Here is a 24,739-nt window from a genome sequence, read left to right as displayed (position 1 = left end):
AGCCTGTGACGGGTGATGCGGTAGATCATGGAGGAGCAGACCGACAAAACGGAGAACGACCGGTGGCGGGTCGTTCCTGGGAGGCTGCATGCGGGGCTCATCCGGTCGCCTGCGCTGATGTTCGTGCTGGTGGGCTGCACCACGCCGGCCCCGGACGGGCCACCGGCGATCCCGTGCATGGGCTACCAGCTCACCCGCTGGGGTCGACAGGACTCCACCGGGGCGGCGAGTTGCCGCAGGACCAGCCGGGCCGCTTCGGCATCGCCACGAGCGCGGTTGCCGCCACCGACGGGAAGCCAGCGGCCAAGGGCTTGGCCGTTTCGTCCGGCGGGCGGCGTGCGTCGCGGATCAATGGCTCCAGCTCCAGGCCGGTATCGATATGGCGCTCCAACCCCGCAAGCCCCTATTCTCACCCATCGTGAAGCCCCTCAAGATCGCGGCACTCGCCTGCGCCCTCCTCACCCCCTTGACCGTCACGGCGGCCGCGCACGCCTCGGCGTATCCCGTGAAGAACCCCGTGCTCGTCAAGAACGCGTTGTACCAGGCCGGGCCGCTGCCCACCACGACCTGTGACGACCTGCCGGACGAGCCCGTGACGACCGCCGAGGCCCGTACGTACATCAACGAGGCCCTGCGCTGCCTGGAGAACACGTGGGGACAGCACCTGAAGGCGGCCGGCCTGCCCTATGAGCCGGTCAAGGTGCGGTACGTGACCCGCCTGCCCAAGAACTACTGCGCGTCCGAGGACGGCGAGACGATCCAGCCGTCCACGGTGTGGTACTGCGACTGGGACCGCACGCTGTCCTTCAAGATCGGCGAGTACTGGCTCCTCGGACCCGTCACCGGCCTCGACCTCTTCCAGACGATCGCCGCCACCTACGGTTACCACGTGCAGAAGCTGGCCGGTCTCTACGACGCCGGCGAGGACCTCAGAGCCGGCAGCAAGGCCGAGCACCTCGAACAGAGGCGGCGCATGTACCTGCAGGCAGCATGCCTGGGCGCGGCCTTCGTCAAGAGCGTCTGGCCGCTGCCGGGCAAGACCGCGGGGGACTGGAAGAGGGTCACGGCGTCCTACTACCAAGACTCCGCCGAGTACGGCAAGGCCGCCAACCGCAAGCGATGGGTCAAGGCCGGGTTCCGCACCGCCGACCCGGCCTCCTGCAACACCTGGGCGGCAGCTTCGTCCAAGGTCTCCTGACGCGATCGACCCCGGCCTGGCTGGCCAGAACGTCCTGGTCGCCGCAGGGGCGGGCGGCATCGGCACGGCGATGCCACGCCGCTCTCATAGCGCTGGTCGACTATTGACCTGGGACAACCCAGTGCCAGAAGGTGAGCCGCACGGGCGTGTGCGGGCATGGGACCTGGCCACCGATCGACCGGCACCTGACCGGCGCCCCCGCGGACGAACGCAGCGACGCCCGCAGCGCCATCGGCGCCGAAGCGGATGAAACCTCGGCAGTTGGAGAACCAGGTCACTTCCGGTTCCGGTGGACGATCTCCTTGTCGCCCTTGCCGGGATACGCCATGATGAGCAGCCGCTGCCCGCTCTGCGCCTCGCCCTTCCAGGGGAACCAGGCGTAGTGCACGCGGATGCGGTAGTGCCCCTTCCGTCCGTTGAGGGCGAGGTTGGGCAGCTCGGTGCCGCTGAGGTTGTCGTAGAGCACGATCTCGCCGCCCGGGCTGTAGTAGCCGACCTCGACCACCTTGTCCCAGCCCTTGGTCTCGACGGGCGGCCGGCGGGTGTAGGTCTCCAGGGTGACGCAGAGGTCGAAGTCGGAGTGCGTCATGACGGCCAGGACGCCGGGCGCGGAGGAGACCAGTCCGTTGCCGGGGTCCAGGTCCGGCTCGGTCTCCCACTCTCCATCCCCTTCGTACGTCTGCAGCACCCCGTAGTCGGTCCACTGCGGCTCCTTCATCCGGATCGCCCGCGCCGGCCTGATGCGCGGACGGTGACGCGGCGTGGCGTCGCACATGGCTTGGGCATCGGCCTGCATCGCCGCGATCTCCTGGTCCTGCTTGGTCTTCGCGGCCTGGACGATGGTGGCGGCGCTGGGGCAGATGCCGGCCAGAGGATAGGTGAGGGACGCGCGGTCGATCTTCAGCCGGGCCAGCTCCCGTGGGTCGTTGCGGGTGTGGACGCCGCACAGGCGGCGCCCGTAGGCGAGCACGACCTGGTCGGGCGTGGTGCCGGGGAACACGTGCAGGCCCCGTGCGCCGTACTCGCCGCGCAGGGAGCACACGAACTTCTGCTCGGCCGTCAGCTCACGAGGCTCCGCCCTGCCCGTGTCGATCTCCCACGGCTCGGGCAAGGCGCAGTCCGTGACGGGGCCGCGGGCCGTGTCCGCTGCGGGCAGCAGGCACAGGATCACGGCCGAGGCGAGCCCCGCCAGCAGGACGTGGCCGCGGACGCGGTGGGCGGGCGGGGCGGCGTACAGGAGGAGCAGGATGAGGCCGGAGGCGGTGAGCGCGAGGGCGTACCAGAGCGGGGAGATGCCGGGGGACAGGAGCTGGGCGCCCTCGTAGGGGACGGTGGCGCCCGGCTCGACGTAGAGGCTTTCCGGGTAGAGCCACAGCTCCCCGAAGAAGGTGGAGTGCTCAGAGGTGAACGCGCTCACGGCGCCGGCCCCGCCCAGCAGGAACAGGCTCAGCGTCGTGGCGCGCAGCAACGTGCGCGTCCGCCGCCGCACGGCGACCAGGATCAGCACCGCCGGCGCGCCGACGCCGACGAGGAGGTCGAGCGCGAACCAGTACGCGGTGGCCTCCGCCCCGGTGTACTCGCGTACCACGTCGCCCAGCACGTTCTTCGGTCCGAGCCAGAACGGCACTCCCTGCGCGAGGTTCACGGCCGCGGGGACCAGCGGGAGCACGACCGCCACGGCCGGCAGCGGCCACCACCTGGCCCGCGCCCGCACGGGCTCCGTCCGGGGGACGGGAGGCTGGAGCGTGCCCAGGTCATGCGCGGACCGCGCCCACCAGACCAGCGAGAAGACCGAGACCGCGCCTATCAGCGAGGGAATCAGCAGCTTCCACGGCACCTCGTCCGGGCTGCCGAACGTGATGATCGACATCGAGCCGGGCGAAAGGAGCGAGAAGAGGACGGCGATCACGCCGGCCCGTACCGTCGCGCCGCTCCAACGCGGATTCCGTGCCTGCGCCACCAACAGCGACACCAGCCACAGCGACCGCAGGATGTCCAGCGCCCAGGTCCAGTTCTGCCCGGAGAAGAGGTGGTTGCCCGTCTCGTACGCGATGGTGGTGACGGCGTAGTGCACCACGCTGAGCGTGCCGGTCACGAGCATGAGGACCCGCAGCCATCGGCGGGTGGTCCCCGACAGCACGCGGTAGAACAGCCACATCACCGCGAGCTCGATCACGTCGGCGACCAGCGACATCCACCACAGGTAGGGGATCGGCAGTTCCCAGGCCAGGAGGTACGCGACCGTGGCGTAGAGACCGGCCCGCAGCAGTCGCACCTCCCGGCCGTTCCGCGCCGGTTCCCCGCGCAGCCGCCCGCGCAACACCTCCCGGTACGCCCACGCCTGCACCGCCGCGATCGGCACCAGCAGGGCGGCCAGCCACGGCCACGCCCGGATCTGGTCCGCCGTGAAGCCGTTCGGTTCCGCGACGACTCGCCACAGCGGGACGAGGTCGCCGGTGACCAGTCCGACGACGGCAAGGACGATCACGGCGGCCAGGTAGAGAGCCGCGAAGCCGGCGGCGAGCCGGCCGAAACGATGGCGGCGCATGAGGCACTCCGGGAGGGGGGTGAGGAGGAAAGCGCCCAACCCTACTGATCCCCGGCCAAGTTGATCAAGCGCCAACTCGCGCAGTCCGCCGCCGACCGCGCCTCAGGGCGCCACGTCCACCGGGGCGCGTTCGTCCAGCAGGCCCTCGTCGCGCAGATCGGACCACAACCCTGCCGGGACGTCGGCCGAGAACGCGGCGGTGTTGAGCCGCACCTCCTGCGCCGAGCGCATCCCGACCACGATGCCCGCCACTGCGGGGTGGCGCAGCGGGAAGGCCATGGCGGCCTGGGGGACGGTCACTCCGTGCGCCTCGCAGACATCCGCGATGCGGTTGACCCGTTCCACCAGCCGCGGGTCGGCGGGCGCGTAGTCGAAACGCGCCCCCTCGGCAGGCCGGTCGGTCGCCAGCAGACCGGAGTTGAAGACGGAGGCGGCCAGGACGGACACGCCGCGTTCGACGCAGGCGGGCAGCAGCTCGTCCAGGGCGGTGTGGTCCAGCAGCGTGTAGCGGCCCGACAGCATGATCACGTCCGCGTCGGTCTCCCGCACCAGGCGGGTCAGCTTGCCGGGGTGGTACATGCCCGCGCCGACGGCGCCGACCACGCCCTGGGCGCGCAACTCGGCCAGCGCCGGATACCCGTCGCGCAGGGCGGCCTCGAAGTGCTCCTCGGCATCGTGCAGATACAGCACGTCGATCCGGTCGACGCCCATGCGGGCCAACGAGTCCTCGACGCTGCGCAGGATGCCGTCACGTGAGAAGTCCCAGACCCGGCGGTGGGTGGCCGGCACGGCGAAGCCCTCGTCCATCCGGCCCATCGGATCCTGCGGGACCAGCAGCCGCCCGACCTTCGTCGACAACGTGAACTCCGCCCGCGGCTTGCCGCGCAGCAGCTCACCGATGCGGCGCTCGGAGTGCCCGATGCCGTAGTGCGGCGAGGTGTCGAAGTAGCGGATCCCCGCGTCCCAGGCGGCCGTCAGCGCCTGCGCCGCGGTGTCGTCATCCAGCGGTTCGAACAGGCCGCCCAGCGGCCCGCCCCCGAAGCCCAGTTCGGTGACCTCTGTCGTGGTGTGCCCGAGCCGATGAGTGCGCATGCGGCATTTCTCCCTTGTGTGCGGTTCCGACTTCCAGTGTGATCCGATCAGCAGGCGAGGAAGGCCCGGCCTGAGGGGGCGGCCCGCGGCCGCCAGGGACGACAGGGTGGTACGGGCCGGGCGCGGGTAACTTTCACGGACGAGGCGCGCGGAACGACCGTTCGCAGAGCGCCGACGACCGTTGGCCGCACTTCTGCCCCTCTGCGCCCGTGAGTGCGACCCGGCACCTTAACGTCCCCATCGCCGCGATCCGGTGAGAACCGGGCCGAGCGGCAGACGTTCCCCTTCGTTCGTGTCGGTCGGCCAAAGGAGTGGACAGTGCACGTCTTACGGTGGTGGAGACTGCGGAGCGCGGCCTTCGTGGCGGCGGCTCTCGTGGCCGCTCTCGTCGCGGCGGCCCTGGTCGCGCCGCGGGCGCGGGCGTCGGCGGGCACCGGCGCCCCCGGCCGCGCCTGCTCCGGCTACGTGGGGCTGACCTTCGACGACGGGCCCACCCCCGGCAACACCCCCGCCCTGCTGGCCGCCCTCAGAACCGCCGGGCTGCGTGCCACCATGTTCAACGTCGGCCAGAACGTGGAGGCGTACCCGGACCTGACGAGGCAGCAGGTCAGGGCCGGCATGTGGATCGGCGACCACAGCTGGGACCACCCCCACATGACGCAGCTCACCGCCGAGCAGCAGAACGCGCAGATCTCCCGGACCCAGGACGTCATCACGCGGGTCACCGGCGCCACGCCCCGCCTGTTCCGCCCGCCCTACCTGGAGACCGACGAGGGGCTGCGCGCGGTGGAGCTCCGGCACGGCCTCACCGAGATCAACGCCGACGTGGACTCCCAGGACTGGAACAACGCCACCGCCGACCAGATCGCGGCGAAGGCCAGGGAGCTGCGGTCCGGCGACGTGATCCTCATGCACGACTGGCCCGCGAACACCGTCCGGGCCATCCCGCGGATCGCCGCCGACCTGCGCGAGCGCGGCCTGTGCGCCGGAAGGATCTCGCCGGTCACCGGCCGGGCGGTCGCCCCCGGCCACACCCCGGCCGGTGCCCGCACCGCCGGCCGGGTCGAGGACCTGGGCGACAGCGTGCGCTACACCTGGCCGGGCGTCACCTTCGAGGGCCGCTTCCAGGGCACCGGGGTCGGGATCGAGCTGAACGACGCCGCCAACGACTACGACGTACAGATCGACGGCGGCGCACCGGTCACGCTGCGGACGCCCGGCAGGACCACGCACTGGGTGACCGGCCTCGGCGGCGGCGTGCACACCGTACGCCTCGCCAAGCGGACCGAGAGCCCGTGGACGCCCGGCGAGTTCGGCGGGCTCGTCGCCGCGCCCGGGGGCCGCGTCCTCGCCCCGCCCACCGCCCGCGCCCGGCAGATCGAGTTCATCGGCGACTCCTGGACCGCCGGCTACGGCAACATGTCCACCAGCCGCGACTGCTCGGCGAGCGGCGGGATCAACCCCAACTCCAACGCCGACCAGACCTTCGGCGCCCTCACCGCCCGCGCGCTGAACGCCGACCACCAGCTCACGGCCTGGTCCGGGATGGGCATGGTACGCAACTACAACGGCAGCAGCCCCGGCACCGACTTCCGCACGTACTACGACCGGACCCTCCAGGCGGCCGGCACCGCGGCCTGGCAGCCGCCCAGGACCTGGAGGCCCCAGGTCGTCGTGGTCGGCCTCGGCATCAACGACTTCTCCACCCCGCTCAACCCCGGCGAGCCGTGGGCCGACACCGCCGCGCTCGCCGCCGACTTCCGGGCCGCCTACCTGGGTTTCCTGGCCAAGCTCCGCCTCCGGTACGGCCCAAGCACGTCCATCGTGCTGACCTACCCGACGATGTCCGGCACGCCGCTGGCGGACTCCGTCCAGCAGGTCGTCCGGGAGCGCAACAGCCAGGGCGACACCCGGGTGTCGGCGCTCCACTACGACAACGACGCCCTCGGGCTCGACCTGCTCGGCTGCGACTGGCACCCGTCGCTGCACGACCACCGGCTCCTGGCGGGCGCGCTCGGCCGCTTCATCGGGACGCTGCCCGTACGGTGGTGACAGGCCGGCGCGCCCTCAAGAACCTTGCCGGCTCATGCGCTGTTGCGGGGGCGTCTGCCACGGCAGGCGGTTCTCCAGCTCTATCTCCAAGGAGAAGCTGAGAAAGGTCCGGACTATCACGATGAGCGCGAGGACGCCGACACTGGCAAAGGTAGGGGCCACGGCCACCGTCCGGATGATGTCACCGGCCACGAGGAACTCCAATCCGAGCAGGATGGCTCGGCCCAAACCCTGCCGATATCCCCGGTAGGCGTCGTGGAAGGGCCCTTGCCGGCTGATGGCACTGAGAGCGAAGCGTACGGTGGCCATCAGGGCGCCCAGCACGATGAGGGCGACACCGGCCACGTCAACCGCCTGGCCGACCCGTTCCACGAGATTCGCGAAACTCGTGTCCATGTCATGCCTCCCGGCCGGGGCTCATGAAACTGCCTTTCGTGAAATTCCCCGCCACAGGCACGACAACAGGGCGACAGACGTCAGCACGTACGCTTTCGACCAGTGATGACCAAGCCTTTCACCTGTCTTGTCGAGCGTGCCGGTGGCGTCTCAGTTCCTGGTGAGCAGCGCGGGGCGTCGGCGATACCGGGGGCGTGAAGTACGTGTCCAGAGCGCCGCGACCGCCGCTGGACGCGCTGATCGACGACCTCTACTACCTGGAGGGCGCGCCGCCGTACGCGCGGCTGACGCTGCCGCCAATGCCGGCGGCGTTGCTGGCCACCCCGAAGCAGAGGAGAGGTCCGTGGGCAAGGTCGTCATGTACAGCTCGGTGTCGTTGGACGGCTTCGTCGCGGACGAGAACGACCAGCCCGGACCGCTGTTCGACTGGTTGTCCAGCGGTGACGTCCCGCTGGACGAGAGCGGCCAGCTGAAGGTGTCGCGGACCTCCTACGACTACACCCGGGCGTACTGGGACCAGATCGGCGTCACGATCGTCGGCCGCCACGTCTTCGACCTGACGGACGGCTGGGGCGGCAAGCCGCCGAGCGGGATCGACCACGTGGTCGTCGTGACGCACCGGCCGCAGCCCGAGGGCTGGGACCCCGAGGCGCCGTTTCACTTCGTCGACGGCGTCGAGGCGGCCGTGGCCAAGGCGCGGGAGCTCGCGGGTGACCGCTTGATCGAGGTCGCCGCCGGCGACGTCGGTGGCCAGGTGCTGGCCGCGGGCCTGGTCGACGAGGTGCGCATGGACGTCGTGCCCGTCGTGTTCGGGTCCGGCAAGCGCTACTTCGGGTCGGTCCACGCGCAGCACCTGTTGGAGGACCCTGACGTGGTGATCCAGGGCAACCGCGTGCTTCACCTGCGCTGTCGGGTGCGCCGCTGACCCGTCTGAGCCAAGCGGCTGCAGTGCCGAGCTTCGCTGCGAGGTCTGAGAGGCTTTCGGGGTGCAAATTGTGCTGCTTGGCGCGGTGGAGGTACTGGCCGCGGACGGGAGACCGATCGACATCGGCGGCTTGCGGCTGCGAACGCTGCTGGCCAGGCTCGCGCTGGCGGCCGGTCGCCCGGTGAGCGCGGACGCGCTGATCGCCGACTTGTGGGACGACGAGCCGCCGGCGGGCGCCACCAGCGCGCTGCAGGGGCTGGTGTCCCGGTTGCGCAGGGCATTGGGCGAGGCGGGGACGGTGGAGCTGGTGGCCGGCGGTTACCGGCTGCCGGTGGCTGCTCAGGACGTGGACGCGTACCGGTTCGAGGATCTGGCCGCGCAGGGCCGGCGCGAGCTGGCCGCGAACCGCCCCGAGGAGGCCGCCGCCGCGTTGCGCGCCGCCCTCGGCCTGTGGCGGGGGAGGGCGCTGGAGAACGTCCAGGAGGCCGCGTTCGCCCGTAACAGCGCCACCCGGCTGCACCACCTGCTCGCCGGGGCGGCCGAGGACCGTTTCGACGCCGAGCTGCGGCTCGGCCGGCACGCGGAGGTGCTGGCGGACCTCGGCGCGGCGGCTTCGGAGCATCCGCTGAGTGAACGGCTGGCCGAGCTGAGGATGCGGGCTTTGTCGGCGGCCGGACGCCAGTCGGACGCGCTCGCGGTCTACGAGGAGATCCGCGCCAGGCTGGGCGACGAGCTGGGTGTGGACCCCTCACGGGCGCTGGCGGAGGTTCATCTCGCCCTGCTGCGCGGGGAGCTGGACCGGCCGGTGGCGTGGGTGGAGGCCGAGCCGAGCCGCCTGCCCGCCCGGCTGACCAGGTTCTTCGGCCGGGAAGCCGAGCTGCGGCAGGTGGCGGAGCTGCTGGCAGAGGGGCGGCTGGTCACCGTCGTCGGCCCTGGCGGCGCCGGCAAGACGAGGTTGTCGCTGGAGGCCGCGTCGGAGCTGCGCGAGCGCGTGTGGTTCGTGCCGCTGGCCGGCGTGAGCGAGCCGGGCCGCCTGGCCGACGCCGTCCTCGGCGTGCTCAGCTCCTCCGACAGCCGCCTCTACGACAACGGGCGGCTCCAGCAGGCCACCCCGCTCGACCGCATCGCGAACCTGCTCGACGCCGGCGGGGGCGTGCTGCTGCTCGACAACTGCGAGCACCTGGTCGAGGCCGCCGCCGACCTGGCCGAACAGCTGCTCGTACGGCTCCCGCACCTGAAGATCCTGGCCACCAGCAGGGAAGCCCTCGCGATCAACGGGGAGACGCTGTGCCACCTCGGGCCGCTCGACCTGCCCGCCGCCGACACCGACCCGGCCGAGGCCGGGCAGGCGGCGTCGGTACGGCTCTTCGCCGATCGCGCGAATGGCGTCCGGCCCGGCTTCGCCCTCGACGAGACCACGGTGGACGACGTGGTGGAGATCTGCCGCAGGCTCGACGGCATGCCGCTGGCGCTCGAACTGGCGGCCGCGAAACTGCGCGTGATGAGCGTCAAGGACATCGTGCGGCGGCTCGACGACCGGTTCAGGCTGCTGACCTCGGGCAGCAGGACCGCGCTTCCGCGCCAGCGCACGCTGCTCGCCATGGTCGAGTGGAGCTGGGACCTGCTGGACGACGCGGAGCGGACGCTGGCCCGGCGGCTGTCGGCGTTCCCCGGCGGGGCGGACCTGCCGGCGCTGGAGGCGATCTGCGCCGACGACGCGCTTCCCGCCGTCGAGGTGCTGCAGGTGATCGGCTCGCTGGTGGAGAAGTCCATCGTTCAGGAGGTTTCCGGACGTTACCGCATGCTGGAGACCGTACGTGCCTACATGGCGGACCGGCTGGCCGAGTCGGGAGACGACGTCGCCCGGCGGCTGTCCGAATATTTCCTGACCTTCGCCGAGGAGCACGAGCCGCTGCTGCGCACCGGCGAGCAGCTCCGCGCGATCAGCGCGTTCGACGCGGAACACGACAACCTGATCCACGCGCTGCGATGGGCCCTCGCCGCCCGCGACGCGCTCACGACGTCGAGATTCGTGCGCGCGCTGTTCTGGTACTGGGGCATCAAGGGCATGAGCCGCCAGTTCGAGACGTACGTCACCGAAGTGCTGGCGTTCGGCGACGAGCTGCCGGCGGACGTGCGGGCGGCCTTCCAGGTGGTCCAGGGGGTGGGGATCGACGGGCGAGCGGATCGGCAGCCGCCCAGCCTGGACCGGCGGGCGCTGAGCTTCCATCCGGCGGTGCCGCTGTTCCGGCTGTCCCGGCTCGCCTCCACCGACCAGGGCCAGGCCGAGCTGGAGCACGCGCTGAACTCTCCTGACCCGTGGGTACGGGCCAGCGCGTTGTGGGCGCAGGACTTCGTCCGTACCCAGCAGGGGGACATGACCACCGGCGCGCAGGAGCGGCGGGAGGCGTTACGGGCCTTCGAGCAGGTCGGCGATCGCTGGGGGATGGTGATGGCCCTGCTGGCCATCAGCATGGACGAGGACGTCCGCGGCAACTACGAGCAGGCGATCGGGGCCGCCGAGCGGGCCGTGGTCATCAGCTCCGAGCTCGGCACGGAAGAGCATCTGGCCTGGTCCAAGGGACGGCTGGTGGCGGCCCGGGCCCGCAGCGGTGACCTGGACGGCGCCATGCGGGACATCGAGGCCGGTCTGCGCCAGGCCAGAGAGCGCGGCCTGCGGCGCCTGGAGACCACGCTCATGAACCATCAGGCGGCGGTGTTCCGCCGGTCGGGCGAGTACCAGCGGGCCCACCAGGTGCTGGACCGGCTGGAGACGCTCGCCCATCGCACGCCGCTGCCCGAGGACATCGTCCGAGGGCTGATCGCAGGTGAACGGGTGTCGCTCCTGCTGGCCGAGGGCGCGGCGGCGCGGGCGCGCGCGCTGCTCCCGCAGGCAGTGCAGGGCTCTTTCGCCTACGGGAACCCCGGCCAGCTCGCCACCGCGTGCGAGTGGCTGGGCAGGCTGCTCGCCCTGGAGGGCGACGCGAAGGGCGCGGCGGGCGCGCTGGGCATGAGCGAGAGGATCAAGGGGGTGCTCGATCACGGCGATCCCGAGATCCGCGCCGTGATCAGCGAGCTGGTCGGGCGACTGGGCGAGGACGGCTACCGCGCGGCCTATCGCGAGGGCGCCGACCTGCCCCGGCAGCAGGCGATCGACCGGCTGGCCGAGGTCCAGGGACAGGACCCGGGACCCCGGTGACCCGGCCGCTACGCGACCGCGGCCGCCACCAGGGCCAGGGCGGAGCCGGCGAACACCACGACGTTCCGGACGTTCTGCAGGACCCACACCCAGGCGGGGAAGCCCTTCTCCGCCGCATTGAGCAGCGCCCGGACGTCGATGCGCTGCAACATGGGGTCGCCCTTGCGCTCGAAGGCGGCCTGGACGGACTTGGCCGCGGTCAGGTTGCTGTACACGATGAGGACGTTGCCGGCGAGCACGATCGACTGGAAGACCCAGGTCAGCGTCTCTCCCCAGGGGTTCGCCAGCAGATTGAGCGTGGCCACGACCAGCATGACGCCGGCGACGGTGAGGGGGACCGCCGTCTCGTGGCCGCTCGCGTCGAAGCTGAGCTTGTTCTCGGCCAGGACGGTGACGGGAACGCCCTGGCGACGCAGCTCCGCCTCGGCGTTCGCCTTCGCGCTGCCGCCGAAGCGGTGACGGACCAGCGGGATGCTCACGAAGGCCAGGGCGACGAGCAGTTGCAGGATCGCGGCGAAGGTCATCATGTCGGGTTCTCCTCAGCTACGGGTCAGGTGATCGGTGCTGAGGACGATGATGGTCAGCGGCGCTGACAGCGCGCAGATGCGCCGCTGACAGGGGTGCGCAGCCGGTCGTCAGCGCGATCGCGCGTCAGCCGGGCTGCCAGCGGGCGATCTTCTTGCTGGTGAGGGTGGCGCCGATGCGCTGGTAGAAGCGGTGTGCCGCCGTGTTGGCCTCGGCGACCTCCCAGCGGATCACCTTGCCGCCCGCGGCTTCGGCTGCCGCCCGCATGAGCTGCTCGCCCACGCCGTGGCCCCGCTCGGCGGCGGTCACGTACAGGTCGTCCAGGTGGAGGTAGTCCTGCCCGGACCAGAAGCTGACGCGTTCCAGCCAGGAGACGTAGCCGACGGCCCGGCCGTCCCGCTCGGCGATCAGGTACGTGATCTCCGGACGGGCCAGCATCCGCTTCAGGTCGTCGACGCTCACCGTGACGCCCCAGGACTGGTCCTGGTGCTCGGCGAGGCCGTGGATGAGGTCGTAGACGGTGGGGGCGTCGTCAGGGGTGGCGCGGCGGATGGTGACCACAGTGGTCCTTTCGGATGGGGGACGAGGGGCCGTCCGGTCAGGCGTCCGGATCCCGTGGTCCGTGGAGGGCCTTGCGGAGCAGAGCGGCCAGCTGGTCCTGCTCGCGGGCGGTCAGATTGGCGGCGGCGGACCGGGCGAACTCGAAGGACTTCTCGAAGGCGGCGTAGAGGAGGGCGCCCTCCGGGGTCCGGACGATCTGCCGGGAGCGGCGGTCGTCGGGATGAGGCTGACGTCGGACGAGGCCGCGCGCCTCCAGCCTGCTGATGATCTGCGTGACGTTGGACGCGTCGCAGCCGAGCTCGTCGGCCAGCTCCCGCATCCCGACCTGCCGGGCGAGCCGCCCGAGCACGCAGGCTTGGGCCACGCTCAGCCCGTGCTCCAGGGCGGCGTTCTCATAGGCGCGATCGTAGGCGTCAACGAAGTCGAACATCGCCCGTTCGGCGTCCGTCGACGCGGTGACGGGCCCCGTCGGTATGGCCATGGCGCCATCCTAGCAAGAACTTGATGCACTCAAGTATCTGTGCCAAGCTACGTGCTTGATTGAATCAAGCATCTGGCGAAGGAGTGTCCCGACGATGGTCACCAGCAAAGGACGAGCACGAGAGTGGCACCTGACCCGACGGCCGCAGGCGCAGGCGTCAGCCGACGACTTCGCGCTGGTCGAAGCCCCGATCCCGGAGTTGCGGCCCGGCCAGGTCCTGATCTACAACACACACCTGTCGGTGGACCCGTACATGCGTGGCCGGATGGACGACCGTCCGTCCTACATCCCTCCGTTCCCGCTGAACGCGCCGCTGGAGGGCGCAGCGGTCGGCGTGGTCGCCGAGTCCCGCGCCGACGGCGTCAAGCCGGGCCAGGTGGTCGAGCACTTCCTGGGCCTGCGCGAGGCCACCGTGATCGACGCGGCCGGGATCGTCCCGCTCGACACCGGCGAGCTGCCCGCCGAGGTCTTCCTCGGGGTGCTCGGTGTGACGGGCCTGACGGCGTGGCTGGGCATCACCCAGGTGGCGTCGGTACGACCCGGCGACACGGTGTTCGTCACGGGAGCGGCCGGAGCGGTCGGGAGCATCGCCGGTCAGCTCGCCAGGCTGCGCGGGGCCAAGCGGGTGATCGGCAGCGCGGGATCAGCCGCCAAGGTACGTCACCTGGTGGGCGACCTCGGTTTCGACACCGCCTTCGACTACCACGACGGGCCGGCCGGTGAGCACCTCGCACAGGCCGCGCCGGACGGCATCGACGTGGTGTTCGACAACGTCGGCGGCGCCCAGCTGGAGGCCGCGATCGGCCACCTCGGGATCGGCGCCCGGCTGGCCCTGTGCGGGATGGCCAGCCAGTACGACGGCCGGGAGCCGTACGGCGTGCGGAACCTGTACGAGCTGGTCACCAAGCGGGCGACCGCGCGCGGATTCCTCGTCACCGACCACCAGGACCAGATGCCCGCCTTCCACGCCGAGGTGGGCGCCTGGGTGCGCTCGGGCGAGATCGTCCACCGGCAGACGGTGCTGGACGGCATCGAGCGGGTGCCCGAAGCCCTGCTGGGCCTGCTGCACAGCGGGGCGGCCACGGTCGGCAAGGCCGTCGTCCGGCTCGAGGAGCAGGCATGACCCGCACGGTGCTGGTGACCGGAGCCCGGGGCAAGACAGGACGCGAGGTGGCCGCCCGGCTGCGCCGCTCCGGGGTCCTCGTCCGCGCCGGGTCGTCGCAGCCCGTCGGGGCGCCGGCGACCGGGACCGATGGGGTCCGGTTCGACTGGCACGACCGGGCGACCTGGCGCGAGGCGGCCGCCGGCGCGGACGCGATCTACCTGATGCGCCCCGACCTTCCCGCCGCTCCCGAACTCGTCGCCGGCCTGGTCGAGGTGAATCCGGACGCGCATGTCGTGCTGCTGTCGGAGCAGGGGGCCGAAACCCTCTCGCCGGACCATGGGACGCGCCGGGTCGAGGACGCGGTCGTCTCTCGGGCCGCTTCCTGGACACTGCTCCGCCCGTCCTGGTTCCACCAGGTCCTGACCGACCCGCGGTTCTACCGCGACGCCATACGGGACGACCACGTCCTGAGCCTGCCCTCGGGTGGTGCTCCGATCGCGTGGGTGGACGTACGCGACATCGCCGACGTCGCCGTGGCCGCACTCGACGCGCCGGAGGATCACCACGGCCGGGCGTACACGATCACCGGCCCGGAGGCGGTTCCGGTCGCGTCCGTCGCGCGGGAGCTCTCCGTGTGCCTGGGCCACCAGATCCGCGCCGAGGACCCGCCCCCGCGGGAGACCCTCCACGGCCTCGACCCCTGGACGGCGGACATCCTCGACGACCTCTACCAGCGGGTCCGACACGGCGGCTTCGGCGAACTCTCGGCGGCCGTGCGGCAGATCACCGGACGCGAGCCCACGCCGATACGCGAGTTCATCGAAGCCCACCTCGACCAGTGGAGGACAAACCCGATGCCGGCCCCGTAGCCCAGGCGGGAGGTGGGCGGTTCCGCTGTCCCGGTACACCCACTCGGCGGCGGCGTCGGGCGAGTCCTATGAGGCGTTTTCGGCAGGGGCGTCCGCGTCGCCGCACAGCGCCTGCCGCTTCAGGGCCGACAGCGCGTCGTCGATGGGGTGGCGCTGCGGCGTGCCCGAAGAATCCATCTTGTTCCACCGTACGAGGTTCATCGCGACGGAGATCCCACGCCTGCCGTCGGCGCGGATCCAGGTCTCCGTCTGGGCGCCCCAGACCGTCCCGTCGTTGCCCCAGAAGGTGCCGCAACCCGGAATCTCGAGAACGTGGAGGCCGAGACCGTAGGAGATCTTCTGCCCGGACTGGCTGATGACCGGGCCGGTACGCTGCATCTGGGCCAGCGACGACGGCTTGACGATCCTGCCGGCGAGCAGCTCGCCGAAGAAGCGGTTGAGGTCCCCCACGGTCGACACCAGCGAGGCCCCGACCCCCGTCCAGGACATGTCGTAGACGCTGTAGTCGCGCGGCGGGTCGATCAGGCCGAAGAACGCCTCGTACATCCGTGAATGCGGTCCCTTGATCCGCGGTCCCGTCGGGAACATGGTGTGCCGCAGGCCGGCGCGTTCGATGACGTTGCGGGTGATGTACTGCTCGGCGGTGGTGCCGGTCACCTTCTCCAGGAGTTCGCCGAGGATCAGGTAGTTGGTGTTGGCGTACACCCCTGGCGAGGCTCCGGGCGTGCCGACGGCGGGGGCTTTGAGTCCCATCTCGATCAGCTCGCGCGGGGTGAACCGCCTGAACCGGTTGTCGTCCAGGCTCTTGGGCGACATGTCCGGCAGAGAGGGGAATTTCTGGAGGGACGGAAACGCGAGGCCGAGGTACTCGGATATGCCGCTGGTGTGGTTGAGCAGCATCCGCACCGTGATCTTCTTGCCGCGTTCGCCAGGAACCAGGCGCGGCAGATAGCGGCCGATGGGCGCGTCGAGCTCGACCCGCCCCTTCTCGACCTGCTGCAGGACCGCGGCGGCGACGAACGTCTTGGCGAGGCTGCCGACGCGATGCAGCATGCCGGGCGCGACGGGACGGCCGGTCTTCAGATCGGCGACCCCGGAGGCGCCGCGCCACACCTGCCCGTCGGCGCGCACCTCGGCGAACAGACCGGGCATGCCCGCGCGGTGGACGTCGTCCAGGGCGGACTTCAGCCGCGCGGGCTCGACGCCGGCCGTCGAGCTCGTGGCGTCGGCCGGCACGAGTGCCGTCTGGCCGGAGGCGGGCACCGCGGTCACCGTGCCCGCGCCGACCCCCAGCACGGCCGCGCCGGCCCATGCCATCAGTTGCATCTTCACGCCGTTCGTCCTTTCGTCGTCCATGAAAGCGAGCGTGCTTTCCGCGCCCCGGCCCCACTCGGCCGCCCGTGACGGTGGGAGGACCGTCCCCGGCCGGGGTGGAGTCGGATCGCGTACATGCCGGACATCGTGGCCCGCGATCAGGTCAGAGGTCGTCCTGCCTCGGAAGACACCTCTGCCTGGCACCGGGGGAGCAGGACTCCGCCGCGACTACATCGTGAGAAGTAGTGGTCCCTTACGCCGGTTCCTCGACCCGCCGGACGCCGCACCTGCTTCTCCGCGTAGACGCGGATCAGGCGCCGGTGGAACATCAAGACTCCGTAGGTCTGCTCGACGACCCATCGTTTTGGCTGGGGCACGAAGCCTTTGTCGGCGGGGTTGCGTCCCGGCACCTTCTCAGGGACGTCCCGGCCGGTCGTGGACGCTTGGGGTGTCCAGCACAACTGGATCCGCAGACTGGCGGTGACACTACAAATCCACACGATCACATAACGACATCACGGATGGAGGCTCACGTAGGCACTCTCAGGGCCTCGAGGGCGGCTAGGACGAGGTCGAGGCCGAAGGTGAACTCCTCCGCAGGGTCGTAGCCGGCAGCGGCGAGCACTGCGGCGGACTCGTTGAGGTAGGGGAACTCGTCAGGAGGAAGCTGGGGCAGGAAGACGTCCTCGGTCATGTCCGCGAGCTCATCGGCGGTGCCGAACGGCAGGCTGGCTTCCTGCAGGGCGAAACCGTACACATAGCTGTCGAGCAACCAGTTGGCGTGCGTCGCCATCAAGACCGGGAAGCCAGCCTTCCGCAGGCAGGCGGTGACCGCTTCGCGGTGGCGGAGGTTCGCGGGCCCCGGCGATGTCCGCGACTCCATCAGGCCGATCGCCCACGGGTGGCGTGCGAGAACCTGTCGGGCGGATATCGCCCGACGTCGCATCGCTGACTGCCAGTCGGTCTCTTCAGGTGGGAGCTCGATCTCCTCGAACACGACGTCGATCATGGCGTCCAGCAGCTCCTCCTTACTCGCCACGTAGTAGTAGAGCGACATCGCGCCCGCGCCGAGCGAGGCAGCCAGCCGGCGCATGCTCAGCTCGCCGACCCCCTCGCGGTCGGCGAGCCGGACCGCCTCGGCCACCACCCGCTTCTTGCTCAGCCCCGCATCTGACGCGACCTGGCGTCGTTCCCTTGCGGACAACGGGTCTCCTCGCTCCCTCGAACGGCTTGACAAGCGTTCAACGTGAGGTCATCGTACATCGTACGAGCGTAGTACGGCGTACGACGTACGGTGTACGAAAAGAGTCGTAGCTGGGACGTGAGGAGGTTTCTGTGGGAGTCGAACAGGGACCGAATGCCGGAGCACGCCTGGTGCCGGGCCACGCCACGGCATCGCCGGCAGGGACCCCGCTGGCACGGCGGCAGCGGCCGGGAAGGATGTCACCGCTCTCCGCCCCCGGCGACGAGGTGTTCGGCCAGAGCACCGCTGGAACGCTCGCGGAGTCCGTCCACGTCCCGGCGGACAACCTCTTGTCCGCGCCCGCCAACCTGTCGGTCGTGGACGCGCCAGTATCGCGAACGTTCAACCGGGCCAGACGATGCTGGTCACGGGCACGTCGGGTGCGTAGGTACGCCCCAACCTGCCGCCACTCCGGCGGACGGACCGCTCCTCTCGAAAGAAGAACCGATGACCATCCGGACGAAAACCCCGAACCTGCTCGACACCCCGCCGGTCCCCGTGCAGGTCAAGCTCGCCGCCGCATGGACCAGCTTCATGTTCCTCTACATCTACGTCGACTACTTCCACCTTTACAAGCCCGGCACCGTCGGCAACATCCTGGCTGGCGTCGTCTTTGAGTTCGACATCAGCGCGACGTGGCTGACCGTCATGCTCGCGTCCGTGGCGATCCCGGCCCTGATGGTGATGCTCTCCATGACGCTGCCCGCCCGGGTGAACCGCGCCACGAACCTCGTCGTCGCATCGCTCTACATCCCCTACTCGGTGTTCAACGCGGTAGGGGAGTCCTGGGACTGGGCCCCCTTCTACGGCCTCTCCATCGGAATCGAGGTGCTGCTCCTGGCCTTCATCCTGCGCTCCTCCTGGACATGGCCTCGAACCCCCGCCGCCCCAGCCGGCCCCGCGACGACCGACCCTCGACAGTAGGTATCCGTGTAAGGCTCTACGGCATGAAGCCCGCCGCCGCGGACACCGGGCCGACCGTGACCAGCTCAGTCGCGGACGGATGTGATCTTGTCACGCTCTATCGGGCCCAGCGCCGGACCACCGACGTGGAAGGTGGCCAGACGGCAGCACGATGGAACAGGATCCGGGTTATTCGCGTGCCATTTCTTTTTCCGGACCATAAGCCACTGTCTTGCGGTCGGCCCGTAAAATAGCCGCTCAAAAACGCGGGTCATTCCCTATGGATATCCATGAAAGCTGTGGTTACGATCAAGCCGGAAGATCGACACCGAAGGAGGTAGCTGATGGGCCGCATCAAGAAGTTCGCCGTTTCGGCGGCCGCGGCGGCGGGGATCGCCGCCGCGACGACTCTCCTGTCACCGGCTGCGCCCGCTCAGGCGGCGACCTGCAGCACCGACGCCCAGATCGGCACTCCCGGCGGCACCGGCTGGGCCTTGTGCAGCGGCACCGGAGTGACTCAGACGCGGGTCGTGCTCTTCTGCCAGGCCAGCAGTGGCGCCTACACCACGGTGTACGGCCCCTGGGTTGCCAATTCCGTTAAATCAAATGCTAAATGCAGTGGCACCTCGTGGCCGATCTCGGTCGGATATCAGAATCTCTGAGCCGCCGCAAGCTCATTCGGTCGCGGTGTAATTGCGGGTCGATCGCCGGTCGGGCCGGCGGCTTTCCTTCTCAGCGCGCTCGTGGTCGGTGCAGCCGGTCCAGCGGCACCGCGGGATCGGCCAGCGCGCTCCGGTCCACCGGAGAGCCGGCCAGGACGAGGGCCTTGAGCTGGTCGCCCTGGTCCCAGATGTTGACGTTCATCGCCGCGAGCACCGTGTCGTCGTCGCGCAGCCAGAAGGCGAGGAACTCCCGCGTGGCCACATCCCCACGGATGACGACATCGTGGGGAACGCCGGGCGGGACGTGGCCGAGGTACTCCATGCCCAGGTCGTACTGGTCGGTGTAGAAGTAGGGCGGCTCGTCGTAGACGGCCTCGCGGCCGAGCATGGCGCGGGCGGCGACGGCGGGCTGGTTGAGGGCGTTGGCCCAGTGCTCGACGCGGACGTGCCGGCCCAGACGGGGGTGGTAGGCGTTGGCGACGTCGCCGGCGGCGAAGATGTCGGGGTCGCTGGTGCGCAGGTCGGCGGTGGTCTTGATGCCGTTGTCGATCGTCAGGCCCGCGGCGGCGGCCAGTTCGGTGTCGGGGACGGCGCCGATGCCGGCCACCACGGCGTCCGCTTCGAGGTGGGTGCCGTCGGCCAGGCGTACGCCGGTCTCGGTGATCTCGGCGAGGCGGGCGCCGAGCCGCAGGTCGACCCCGTGCTCGCGGTGCAGGGCCGCGAAGACGGCGCCGATCTCGGGGCCGAGGGCGCCGAGCAGCGGCTGCCGCTCCTGCTCGATCACGGTGACCTCGACGCCGGCCGCGCGGGCCGCGGCGGCGGTCTCCAGGCCGATCCAGCCCGCGCCGACGACGGCGATGCGCCCGGCGGCGGAGAGCGTGGCGCGCAGCCGGTCGCAGTCGTCCACGGTACGCAGGTACAGCACGTTCCCGCGGTCGTGGCCGGGCACGGTGAGGCGGCGTGGGGTGGCGCCGGTGGCCAGCAGGAGCTTGTCGTAGCGGAGGCGTTCGCCGCCGGAGAGCGTCACCTGGTGGGCGGCCGGGTCGATGCCCGTGACCGACACTCCGGTGCGCAGGTCCACGGCGTGGTCGCGGTACCAGTCCGCGTCGTGCACGAAGATCTTCTGTCGTTCGTCGCCGCCCTGCAGGTAGCCCTTCGACAGCGGGGGCCGCTCGTAGGGCAGGTGCGGCTCGCGTCCGGCGAGGACGATCGCGCCGTCGAAGCCCTCCGCGCGCAGGGCCTCGGCGGCCTTGGCCGCGGCGAGTCCACCTCCGGCGATCACAAAAGTGGCCGGCATCGTCGATCTCCTGTCTGTTCGTTCGGCAACGCGTGGGTGTTGGAGAGGCCCGGCTCAGTGGACCCCGGACAGCGCGAAGAACTCCTGCCGGGAGCGCGCGTCCTCGCGCAGCAGCCCCTGCAGGGCGGAGGTCACCGTACGTGACCCGCGCACGCGTACGCCGCGCATCGACATGCACAGGTGCTCGGCCTCGATCACCACGCCGACCCCCTTGGGCTCCAGGTGCTGCTGCAGCCAGTCGGCCACCTGCTTGGTCAGCCGCTCCTGCACCTGCAGGTCGCGGGCGAACAGCTCGACGACACGGGCCAGCTTCGACAGTCCCAGGATGCGGTCACCGGGCAGGTAGCCCACGTGCGCCACGCCCTGGAACGGCAGCAGATGGTGCTCGCACAACGACTGCACCGGGATGTCGCGGGCCAGCACGAGCTCGTCGTACCCCTCCTCGTTGGGGAAGGTCGTCAGGTTGAACTCGCGCGGCGCCAGCAGCTCGGCGTACGCGTGCGCGACCCGCCTGGGCGTGTCGGCCAGGTGCTCGGACTCGGCGTCCCGGCCCAGCGCGGTCAGCAGGTCGGCCACCGCCCGCTGCGCGGCCTCGACGTCCACGCCGGCGCCGCCGCGGACCACCCGCAGGCGCCGCTGCTGCTGGTCGGGCTGGTCGGGAGCCGTGAGGGTCTCGCTCATGCCGCCCGCCCGTCGTACGCGTCCCGCATCACGCCATCCCCTTCTTCTATCGACGACTTTCGTTAACATTAGAAGAGGATCGGCGATTTAGTCAACAGAAGTGGGTTTTAGAATGGGCGAGATCAACGGCGCATGGCAGGCACGCATCTCCGCCATCGCGGCGCTGGACGAGCCGACCCGGCGCCGCCTGTACGAGTTCGTGGTGCGGCAGCCCGCTCCGGTGAGCCGCGACCAGGCCGCCGACGCCGTGCAGACGCCGCGCAACACCGTCTCCTTCCACCTCGACAAACTGGTGGCCGAAGGGCTGCTCGAAGCCGTCTACCAGCGCCGCACCGGCCGCACCGGCCCCGGCGCCGGCCGTCCCTCCAAGCTCTACCGCCGCGCGCCCGGGCAGATCGCCGTCTCCCTGCCGGACCGGCACTACGAGCTGGCCGCCCGCCTGCTCGCCGACGCCCTCCAGGAGGCCCAGGCCTCGGGGGAGCCGCCGCGTGACGTGCTCGACCGCCGCGCCCGCGAGCTGGGCCACGACCTCGGCCGCGACGCTCCGGCGCGCGGCACCCGTACCGGGCTCGTGCAGGCCCTGGAGGCCCTCGGCTACGAGCCGCGCGCGACCGGCGACACCATCGCCCTGGTCAACTGCCCCTTCCACAGCCTGGCCCGGCAGCACACCGCGATGGTCTGCGGCATGAACCTGTGCCTGCTGACCGGCCTGCTCGAAGGGCTGGCCGCGACCGACGTCACCGCCCGCCTGGAGCCCACGCCCGAGCACTGCTGCGTCCGCCTCCACCCGACCGGCTGAACCGGATCACCGTCAGGCCGGCTGCCGCACCCGCAGGGGCAGGTGCCGGGGGCCGCGCAGCATCGCGTTGCGCCGGTAGGGCGGCGGGTCCTCCACCAGGGTGACGGCCCCGAGATGGGGGATCAGCGCGCTCAGCGCGGCCTGGGCCTCGATCCGGGCCAGCGGCGCGCCGTAACAGAGATGGATGCCGCCGCCGAAGCCGAGATGCTGGTTGTCCTCCCTGGCGGGGTCGAACCGGTCCGGGTCGCGGAAGCGCCTGGGGTCGCGGTTGCCCGAAGCGATCACGAGGATCAGCGGCTCGCCTCTGGGCACGACGGAGCCGGCGATGTCGAGGTCGACGAGGGGGACGCGCCTGCGCAGATGGACCGGAGGCTCGTAGCGCAGCAGCTCCTCCACCGCGCCGGGCAGCAGACCAGGGTCCCTGCGCAGCCGGTCGAGCTGGTCAGGATGGCGCAGCAGCGTCAGAACCCCGTTGGTGATCAGGTTGACCGTGGTCTCGTGACCGGCGATGAGCAGCAGGACGGCGGTCTCCGCGAGCTCCTCCCGGGTCAGCCGCAGGGCCGGGTCCGGCTCGTTGACGAAGGCGGACAGCAGGTCGTCGCCGGAGCCCCCGCGCCGCTGCTCGGCGAGATCCACCAGGTAGCGGCCCATCTCCATCCGCGCCTGCCGGCCCGTACGAACCCGCTCCGCGGCCTCCTCGCCCGGCTGGACGTCGGCAGAGGCGACGATGAGGTCGGACCACCGCCGGAACAGCGGTTCGTCCTCGCGCGGGACGCCGAGCAGCCGGCAGATGACCGTGACCGGCAGAGGGTAGGCGAAGTCGTCGACGAGGTCGATCTCCGCCCGGTCGCGGAGCCCGTCGACCAGTTCCCCGGTGAGCTCGGCGATCTGACCGCGCATGGCGTCGACCCGGCCGGGGCTGTGCGGCGGTCCGAACGGCCGCATGGCGAGCGTCCGCAGCCGGTGGTGCGCGGGGTCGTCGAGGACGAGAAAGGGGAGCTGCTCCCGCTCCGGCGGATCCGGGTCATGGCCCAGGCCCTTACGGGGATCGACGCTCACCCGCGGATCGTGGAGCAGGGCGTTGACCTCGTGGTAGGTGCCGACCAGATGGCTGCCGTCCGCCTGCCGCACCACGGGACCGGCCTCGCGCAGCTCGGCGTACAGAGGGTAAGGGTCGGGGCGGCTGGCGTAGTCCGTGATCCGTTCCAGCAGGGTGTCGGCGGTCATGGTGTCTCGGCTCCTCGTGGACGAACGGAACGATCAGGCATGCCGCACCAAGGTCAGCCGCCGGTCCGGCAGATGACCGGTGAGCGCGACCGTCGGGCCGTGCGACAGCCTCTTCGGGTCCGGCACGTCGGAGGGAAGCGTCAGCTCCGCGGCGAGCGGCCGGTCCGCCGCGCCAGGCCCCGGCGGGAACGGAGCGGCCGTCTCGATCAGGTGCTGGTAGTACTCGAGCGACTTGGCCATGTTGACGGTGACCGCGGCGGTCACCCGGCCCCGGTAGCCGTACACCACGGCCAGGCGGCGCTCGTCCAGAGACCCCTGCGCGAGCACGATCTGGTCGGAGAACGTGGGCACGCCCACCGACTTGATGTTGAGCCCGAACTGACTCGACCAGAACGCCGGCAGCGACAGATGGGGACGCCGCAGCGGCCCCGGACTGATCATGTTGTGGGCCGCCACCTCGGCCTGCGCCACCGCGTTGCCCCAGTGCTCCAGCGAGAGCAACTGGTACTCGAACAGCGGATGCGGAAAACGGGAGACGTCACCGGCGACGAAGACGTCATCGGTGACGATCCCGTACATGTCGAAAGCCCGGCACCCGGCGTCGCAGGCCACCCCGCGCGGACCCGCCGCCAGCCCGGCGTCCGCCAGCCACTCGACGTTGCGGACCGCCCCCAGCGCCACGACGCACACGTCCGCGTCGACCCGGCCCCCGTCGGACAGTTCAGCCCCGACGAACCGGCCCTTCCCGTCCCCGCGCAGGGCGGTCACCGTGACCCCGCAGCGCAGGTCCACGCCGTGGGCACGCTGCACCCCGGCGGCGAGCTTCGACAGCGTGCCGCCGAGCGCCCCCACCAGAGGCGCCGGGCCGCGTTCGGTGACCGTCACCTCCAGTCCCCGTTCGCGGCAGGCCGAGGCGATCTCCGAACCGGTGAAGCCGCCGCCGATCACCAGCACCCGCCGCGGCCCGGCCGCCAGCCGCTCGGCCAGCCGCCCCGCGTCGTCGCAGGTGCGCAAGGTGAACACCCCGTCCAGGGCCGCTTCGTCCGGGTTGGGCCAGGGTCGTGCCCGGGTCCCGGTCGCGATCAGCAACCGGTCGTAATCGAGCCGTTCGCCGTCGGCCAGCAGCACCCGCTTCCGGAGCGGATCCAGGCCGGTGGTCGGCACCCCGAGCAGCCATTCGGCGTCCGGGTCGCGCCGCATCGGCAGGCCCGTCGTGTCCGCCGCCGCCTGACCGAGCAGCACCTGTTTCGACAGCGGCGGCCGGTCGTAGGGCGGATGCGGCTCGTCACCCACCACGGTCAGCGAGCCGGTGAAGCCCTGTTCGCGCAGCGTCTCCGCGGCTCGCAGCCCCGCCAGCGACGCGCCGACCACGACGATGCGGCCCTCGCGCGGATCACCGGCCACCTGAGCCCACCTCCTCGCCGAGGAGGATGGCCTGGACCGGGCACGCCGCCGCGGCCTCGCGCACCCGCGCGACCTGGCCCTCGGGGACGGCCGGGTCGTACAGCAGCGCCTCTTCCCCGTGCAGGTGGAACACCTCTGGTGCGAGGAACACGCATTGCGCGTAGCCCTGGCAGCGGGTGAGGTCCACGACGATCTGCATCCCACCGCTCCCTCCGTCGCCTCCCTTCGTTCCTGCCCGGGGCGACGGCAAAGAGAAAT

The 24,739-nt window shown here is 71.0% G+C and carries 22 protein-coding genes; 9 read left to right on the top strand and 13 right to left on the bottom strand.

The features are described 5' to 3' along the window. The first annotated feature begins 418 nt into the window (after positions 1–418). On the top strand, positions 419–1,198 hold the full coding sequence (locus ACBR40_RS09150) for a hypothetical protein (protein ID WP_371248304.1): 780 nt from the start codon (positions 419–421) through the stop codon (positions 1,196–1,198). A gap of 274 nt (positions 1,199–1,472) precedes the next feature. Here ACBR40_RS09150 and ACBR40_RS09145 read toward each other — a convergent pair whose 3' ends face one another. Both ACBR40_RS09145 and ACBR40_RS09140 read right to left on the bottom strand, forming a co-directional pair. Beyond that, complete coding sequence (locus ACBR40_RS09145) at positions 1,473–3,746, bottom strand: hypothetical protein (RefSeq protein ID WP_371248303.1); 2,274 nt, start codon at positions 3,744–3,746, stop codon at positions 1,473–1,475. 102 nt (positions 3,747–3,848) lie between these two features. Continuing rightward, positions 3,849–4,838, bottom strand: coding sequence for an aldo/keto reductase (locus ACBR40_RS09140; RefSeq protein ID WP_371248302.1), 990 nt, complete (start codon positions 4,836–4,838; stop codon positions 3,849–3,851). 318 nt (positions 4,839–5,156) lie between these two features. On the opposite strand from ACBR40_RS09140, the gene ACBR40_RS09135 reads away from it, so the two are divergent. Continuing rightward, positions 5,157–6,890, top strand: a complete 1,734-nt coding sequence (locus ACBR40_RS09135) for a polysaccharide deacetylase family protein (RefSeq protein WP_371248301.1) — start codon at positions 5,157–5,159, stop codon at positions 6,888–6,890. A gap of 15 nt (positions 6,891–6,905) precedes the next feature. Here the strand turns inward: ACBR40_RS09135 and ACBR40_RS09130 are convergent, their stop codons facing one another. Further along, entirely contained in the window at positions 6,906–7,286 is a 381-nt protein-coding gene (locus ACBR40_RS09130; protein WP_364446833.1) for a DUF1622 domain-containing protein, read from the bottom strand. 343 nt (positions 7,287–7,629) lie between these two features. Here ACBR40_RS09130 and ACBR40_RS09125 point away from each other — a divergent pair, with 343 nt between their 5' ends. Together ACBR40_RS09125 and ACBR40_RS09120 are read left to right on the top strand one after the other, a co-directional pair. Beyond that, positions 7,630–8,211 carry a dihydrofolate reductase family protein gene (locus tag ACBR40_RS09125; protein ID WP_371248300.1) on the top strand — a complete coding sequence of 194 codons (582 nt, stop codon included), beginning with the start codon at positions 7,630–7,632 and terminating at the stop codon, positions 8,209–8,211. 130 nt (positions 8,212–8,341) lie between these two features. Then, positions 8,342–11,410: a BTAD domain-containing putative transcriptional regulator gene (locus ACBR40_RS09120; protein WP_371248299.1), complete on the top strand. Its 3,069-nt coding sequence runs from the start codon at positions 8,342–8,344 to the stop codon at positions 11,408–11,410. 8 nt (positions 11,411–11,418) lie between these two features. Here the strand turns inward: ACBR40_RS09120 and ACBR40_RS09115 are convergent, their stop codons facing one another. The 3 genes from ACBR40_RS09115 to ACBR40_RS09105 all read right to left on the bottom strand — a co-directional run bounded on the left by ACBR40_RS09115 (position 11,419) and on the right by ACBR40_RS09105 (position 12,977). Further along, on the bottom strand, positions 11,419–11,937 hold the full coding sequence (locus ACBR40_RS09115; protein ID WP_371248298.1) for a hypothetical protein: 519 nt from the start codon (positions 11,935–11,937) through the stop codon (positions 11,419–11,421). Positions 11,938–12,061: 124 nt separating this feature from the next. Further along, positions 12,062–12,496 (bottom strand): GNAT family N-acetyltransferase, encoded by a 435-nt coding sequence (locus ACBR40_RS09110; RefSeq protein ID WP_344207232.1) that lies wholly within the window; start codon positions 12,494–12,496, stop codon positions 12,062–12,064. 37 nt (positions 12,497–12,533) lie between these two features. Beyond that, positions 12,534–12,977: a MarR family winged helix-turn-helix transcriptional regulator gene (locus tag ACBR40_RS09105; RefSeq protein ID WP_371248297.1), complete on the bottom strand. Its 444-nt coding sequence runs from the start codon at positions 12,975–12,977 to the stop codon at positions 12,534–12,536. Positions 12,978–13,071: 94 nt separating this feature from the next. On the opposite strand from ACBR40_RS09105, the gene ACBR40_RS09100 reads away from it, so the two are divergent. Then, a complete protein-coding gene (locus tag ACBR40_RS09100; protein ID WP_371248296.1) occupies positions 13,072–14,100 on the top strand; it encodes an NADP-dependent oxidoreductase in 1,029 nt (342 codons plus the stop codon). Then, entirely contained in the window at positions 14,097–14,951 is an 855-nt protein-coding gene (locus ACBR40_RS09095; RefSeq protein WP_371248295.1) for a hypothetical protein, read from the top strand. The genes ACBR40_RS09100 and ACBR40_RS09095 overlap by 4 nt, the downstream gene beginning before the upstream one ends. A gap of 66 nt (positions 14,952–15,017) precedes the next feature. Here ACBR40_RS09095 and ACBR40_RS09090 read toward each other — a convergent pair whose 3' ends face one another. Both ACBR40_RS09090 and ACBR40_RS09085 read right to left on the bottom strand, forming a co-directional pair. After that, entirely contained in the window at positions 15,018–16,307 is a 1,290-nt protein-coding gene (locus ACBR40_RS09090) for a serine hydrolase domain-containing protein (protein ID WP_371248294.1), read from the bottom strand. A gap of 487 nt (positions 16,308–16,794) precedes the next feature. After that, complete coding sequence (locus ACBR40_RS09085; protein WP_371248293.1) at positions 16,795–17,409, bottom strand: TetR/AcrR family transcriptional regulator C-terminal domain-containing protein; 615 nt, start codon at positions 17,407–17,409, stop codon at positions 16,795–16,797. A gap of 546 nt (positions 17,410–17,955) precedes the next feature. Between ACBR40_RS09085 and ACBR40_RS09080 the strand changes: the two genes are divergently transcribed. After that, positions 17,956–18,432: a DUF6326 family protein gene (locus ACBR40_RS09080; RefSeq protein ID WP_371248292.1), complete on the top strand. Its 477-nt coding sequence runs from the start codon at positions 17,956–17,958 to the stop codon at positions 18,430–18,432. Between the two features lie 323 nt (positions 18,433–18,755). After that, positions 18,756–19,073, top strand: coding sequence for a hypothetical protein (locus ACBR40_RS09075; RefSeq protein WP_344207239.1), 318 nt, complete (start codon positions 18,756–18,758; stop codon positions 19,071–19,073). A 70-nt stretch (positions 19,074–19,143) separates the two neighbouring features. Here ACBR40_RS09075 and ACBR40_RS09070 read toward each other — a convergent pair whose 3' ends face one another. Both ACBR40_RS09070 and folE read right to left on the bottom strand, forming a co-directional pair. After that, the gene (locus ACBR40_RS09070; protein ID WP_371248291.1) at positions 19,144–20,370 is read right to left on the bottom strand and encodes an NAD(P)/FAD-dependent oxidoreductase; all 1,227 of its coding nucleotides are present in this window, start codon (positions 20,368–20,370) and stop codon (positions 19,144–19,146) included. Between the two features lie 54 nt (positions 20,371–20,424). Beyond that, positions 20,425–21,051 (bottom strand): GTP cyclohydrolase I FolE, encoded by a 627-nt coding sequence (folE, locus tag ACBR40_RS09065; RefSeq protein ID WP_344207241.1) that lies wholly within the window; start codon positions 21,049–21,051, stop codon positions 20,425–20,427. Between the two features lie 112 nt (positions 21,052–21,163). Here folE and ACBR40_RS09060 point away from each other — a divergent pair, with 112 nt between their 5' ends. Continuing rightward, complete coding sequence (locus tag ACBR40_RS09060) at positions 21,164–21,850, top strand: helix-turn-helix transcriptional regulator (protein WP_371248290.1); 687 nt, start codon at positions 21,164–21,166, stop codon at positions 21,848–21,850. 12 nt (positions 21,851–21,862) lie between these two features. Here the strand turns inward: ACBR40_RS09060 and ACBR40_RS09055 are convergent, their stop codons facing one another. From ACBR40_RS09055 to ACBR40_RS09045, 3 genes are read right to left on the bottom strand one after another with little or no spacing between them, the layout of a single operon-like run. Next, a complete protein-coding gene (locus ACBR40_RS09055; protein ID WP_371248289.1) occupies positions 21,863–23,077 on the bottom strand; it encodes a cytochrome P450 in 1,215 nt (404 codons plus the stop codon). A gap of 33 nt (positions 23,078–23,110) precedes the next feature. Next, the gene (locus ACBR40_RS09050) at positions 23,111–24,481 is read right to left on the bottom strand and encodes an NAD(P)/FAD-dependent oxidoreductase (protein ID WP_371248288.1); all 1,371 of its coding nucleotides are present in this window, start codon (positions 24,479–24,481) and stop codon (positions 23,111–23,113) included. Continuing rightward, positions 24,471–24,680 (bottom strand): ferredoxin, encoded by a 210-nt coding sequence (locus ACBR40_RS09045; protein WP_371248287.1) that lies wholly within the window; start codon positions 24,678–24,680, stop codon positions 24,471–24,473. The genes ACBR40_RS09050 and ACBR40_RS09045 overlap by 11 nt, the downstream gene beginning before the upstream one ends. Between the last annotated feature and the right edge of the window lie 59 nt (positions 24,681–24,739).

The organism is Nonomuraea sp. AD125B (assembly GCF_041402765.1).
Classification (GTDB): domain Bacteria; phylum Actinomycetota; class Actinomycetes; order Streptosporangiales; family Streptosporangiaceae; genus Nonomuraea; species Nonomuraea bangladeshensis.
The sequence above is the reverse complement of the archived record's forward strand: the minus strand, read 5'-3'. Positions and strand labels throughout refer to the sequence as shown.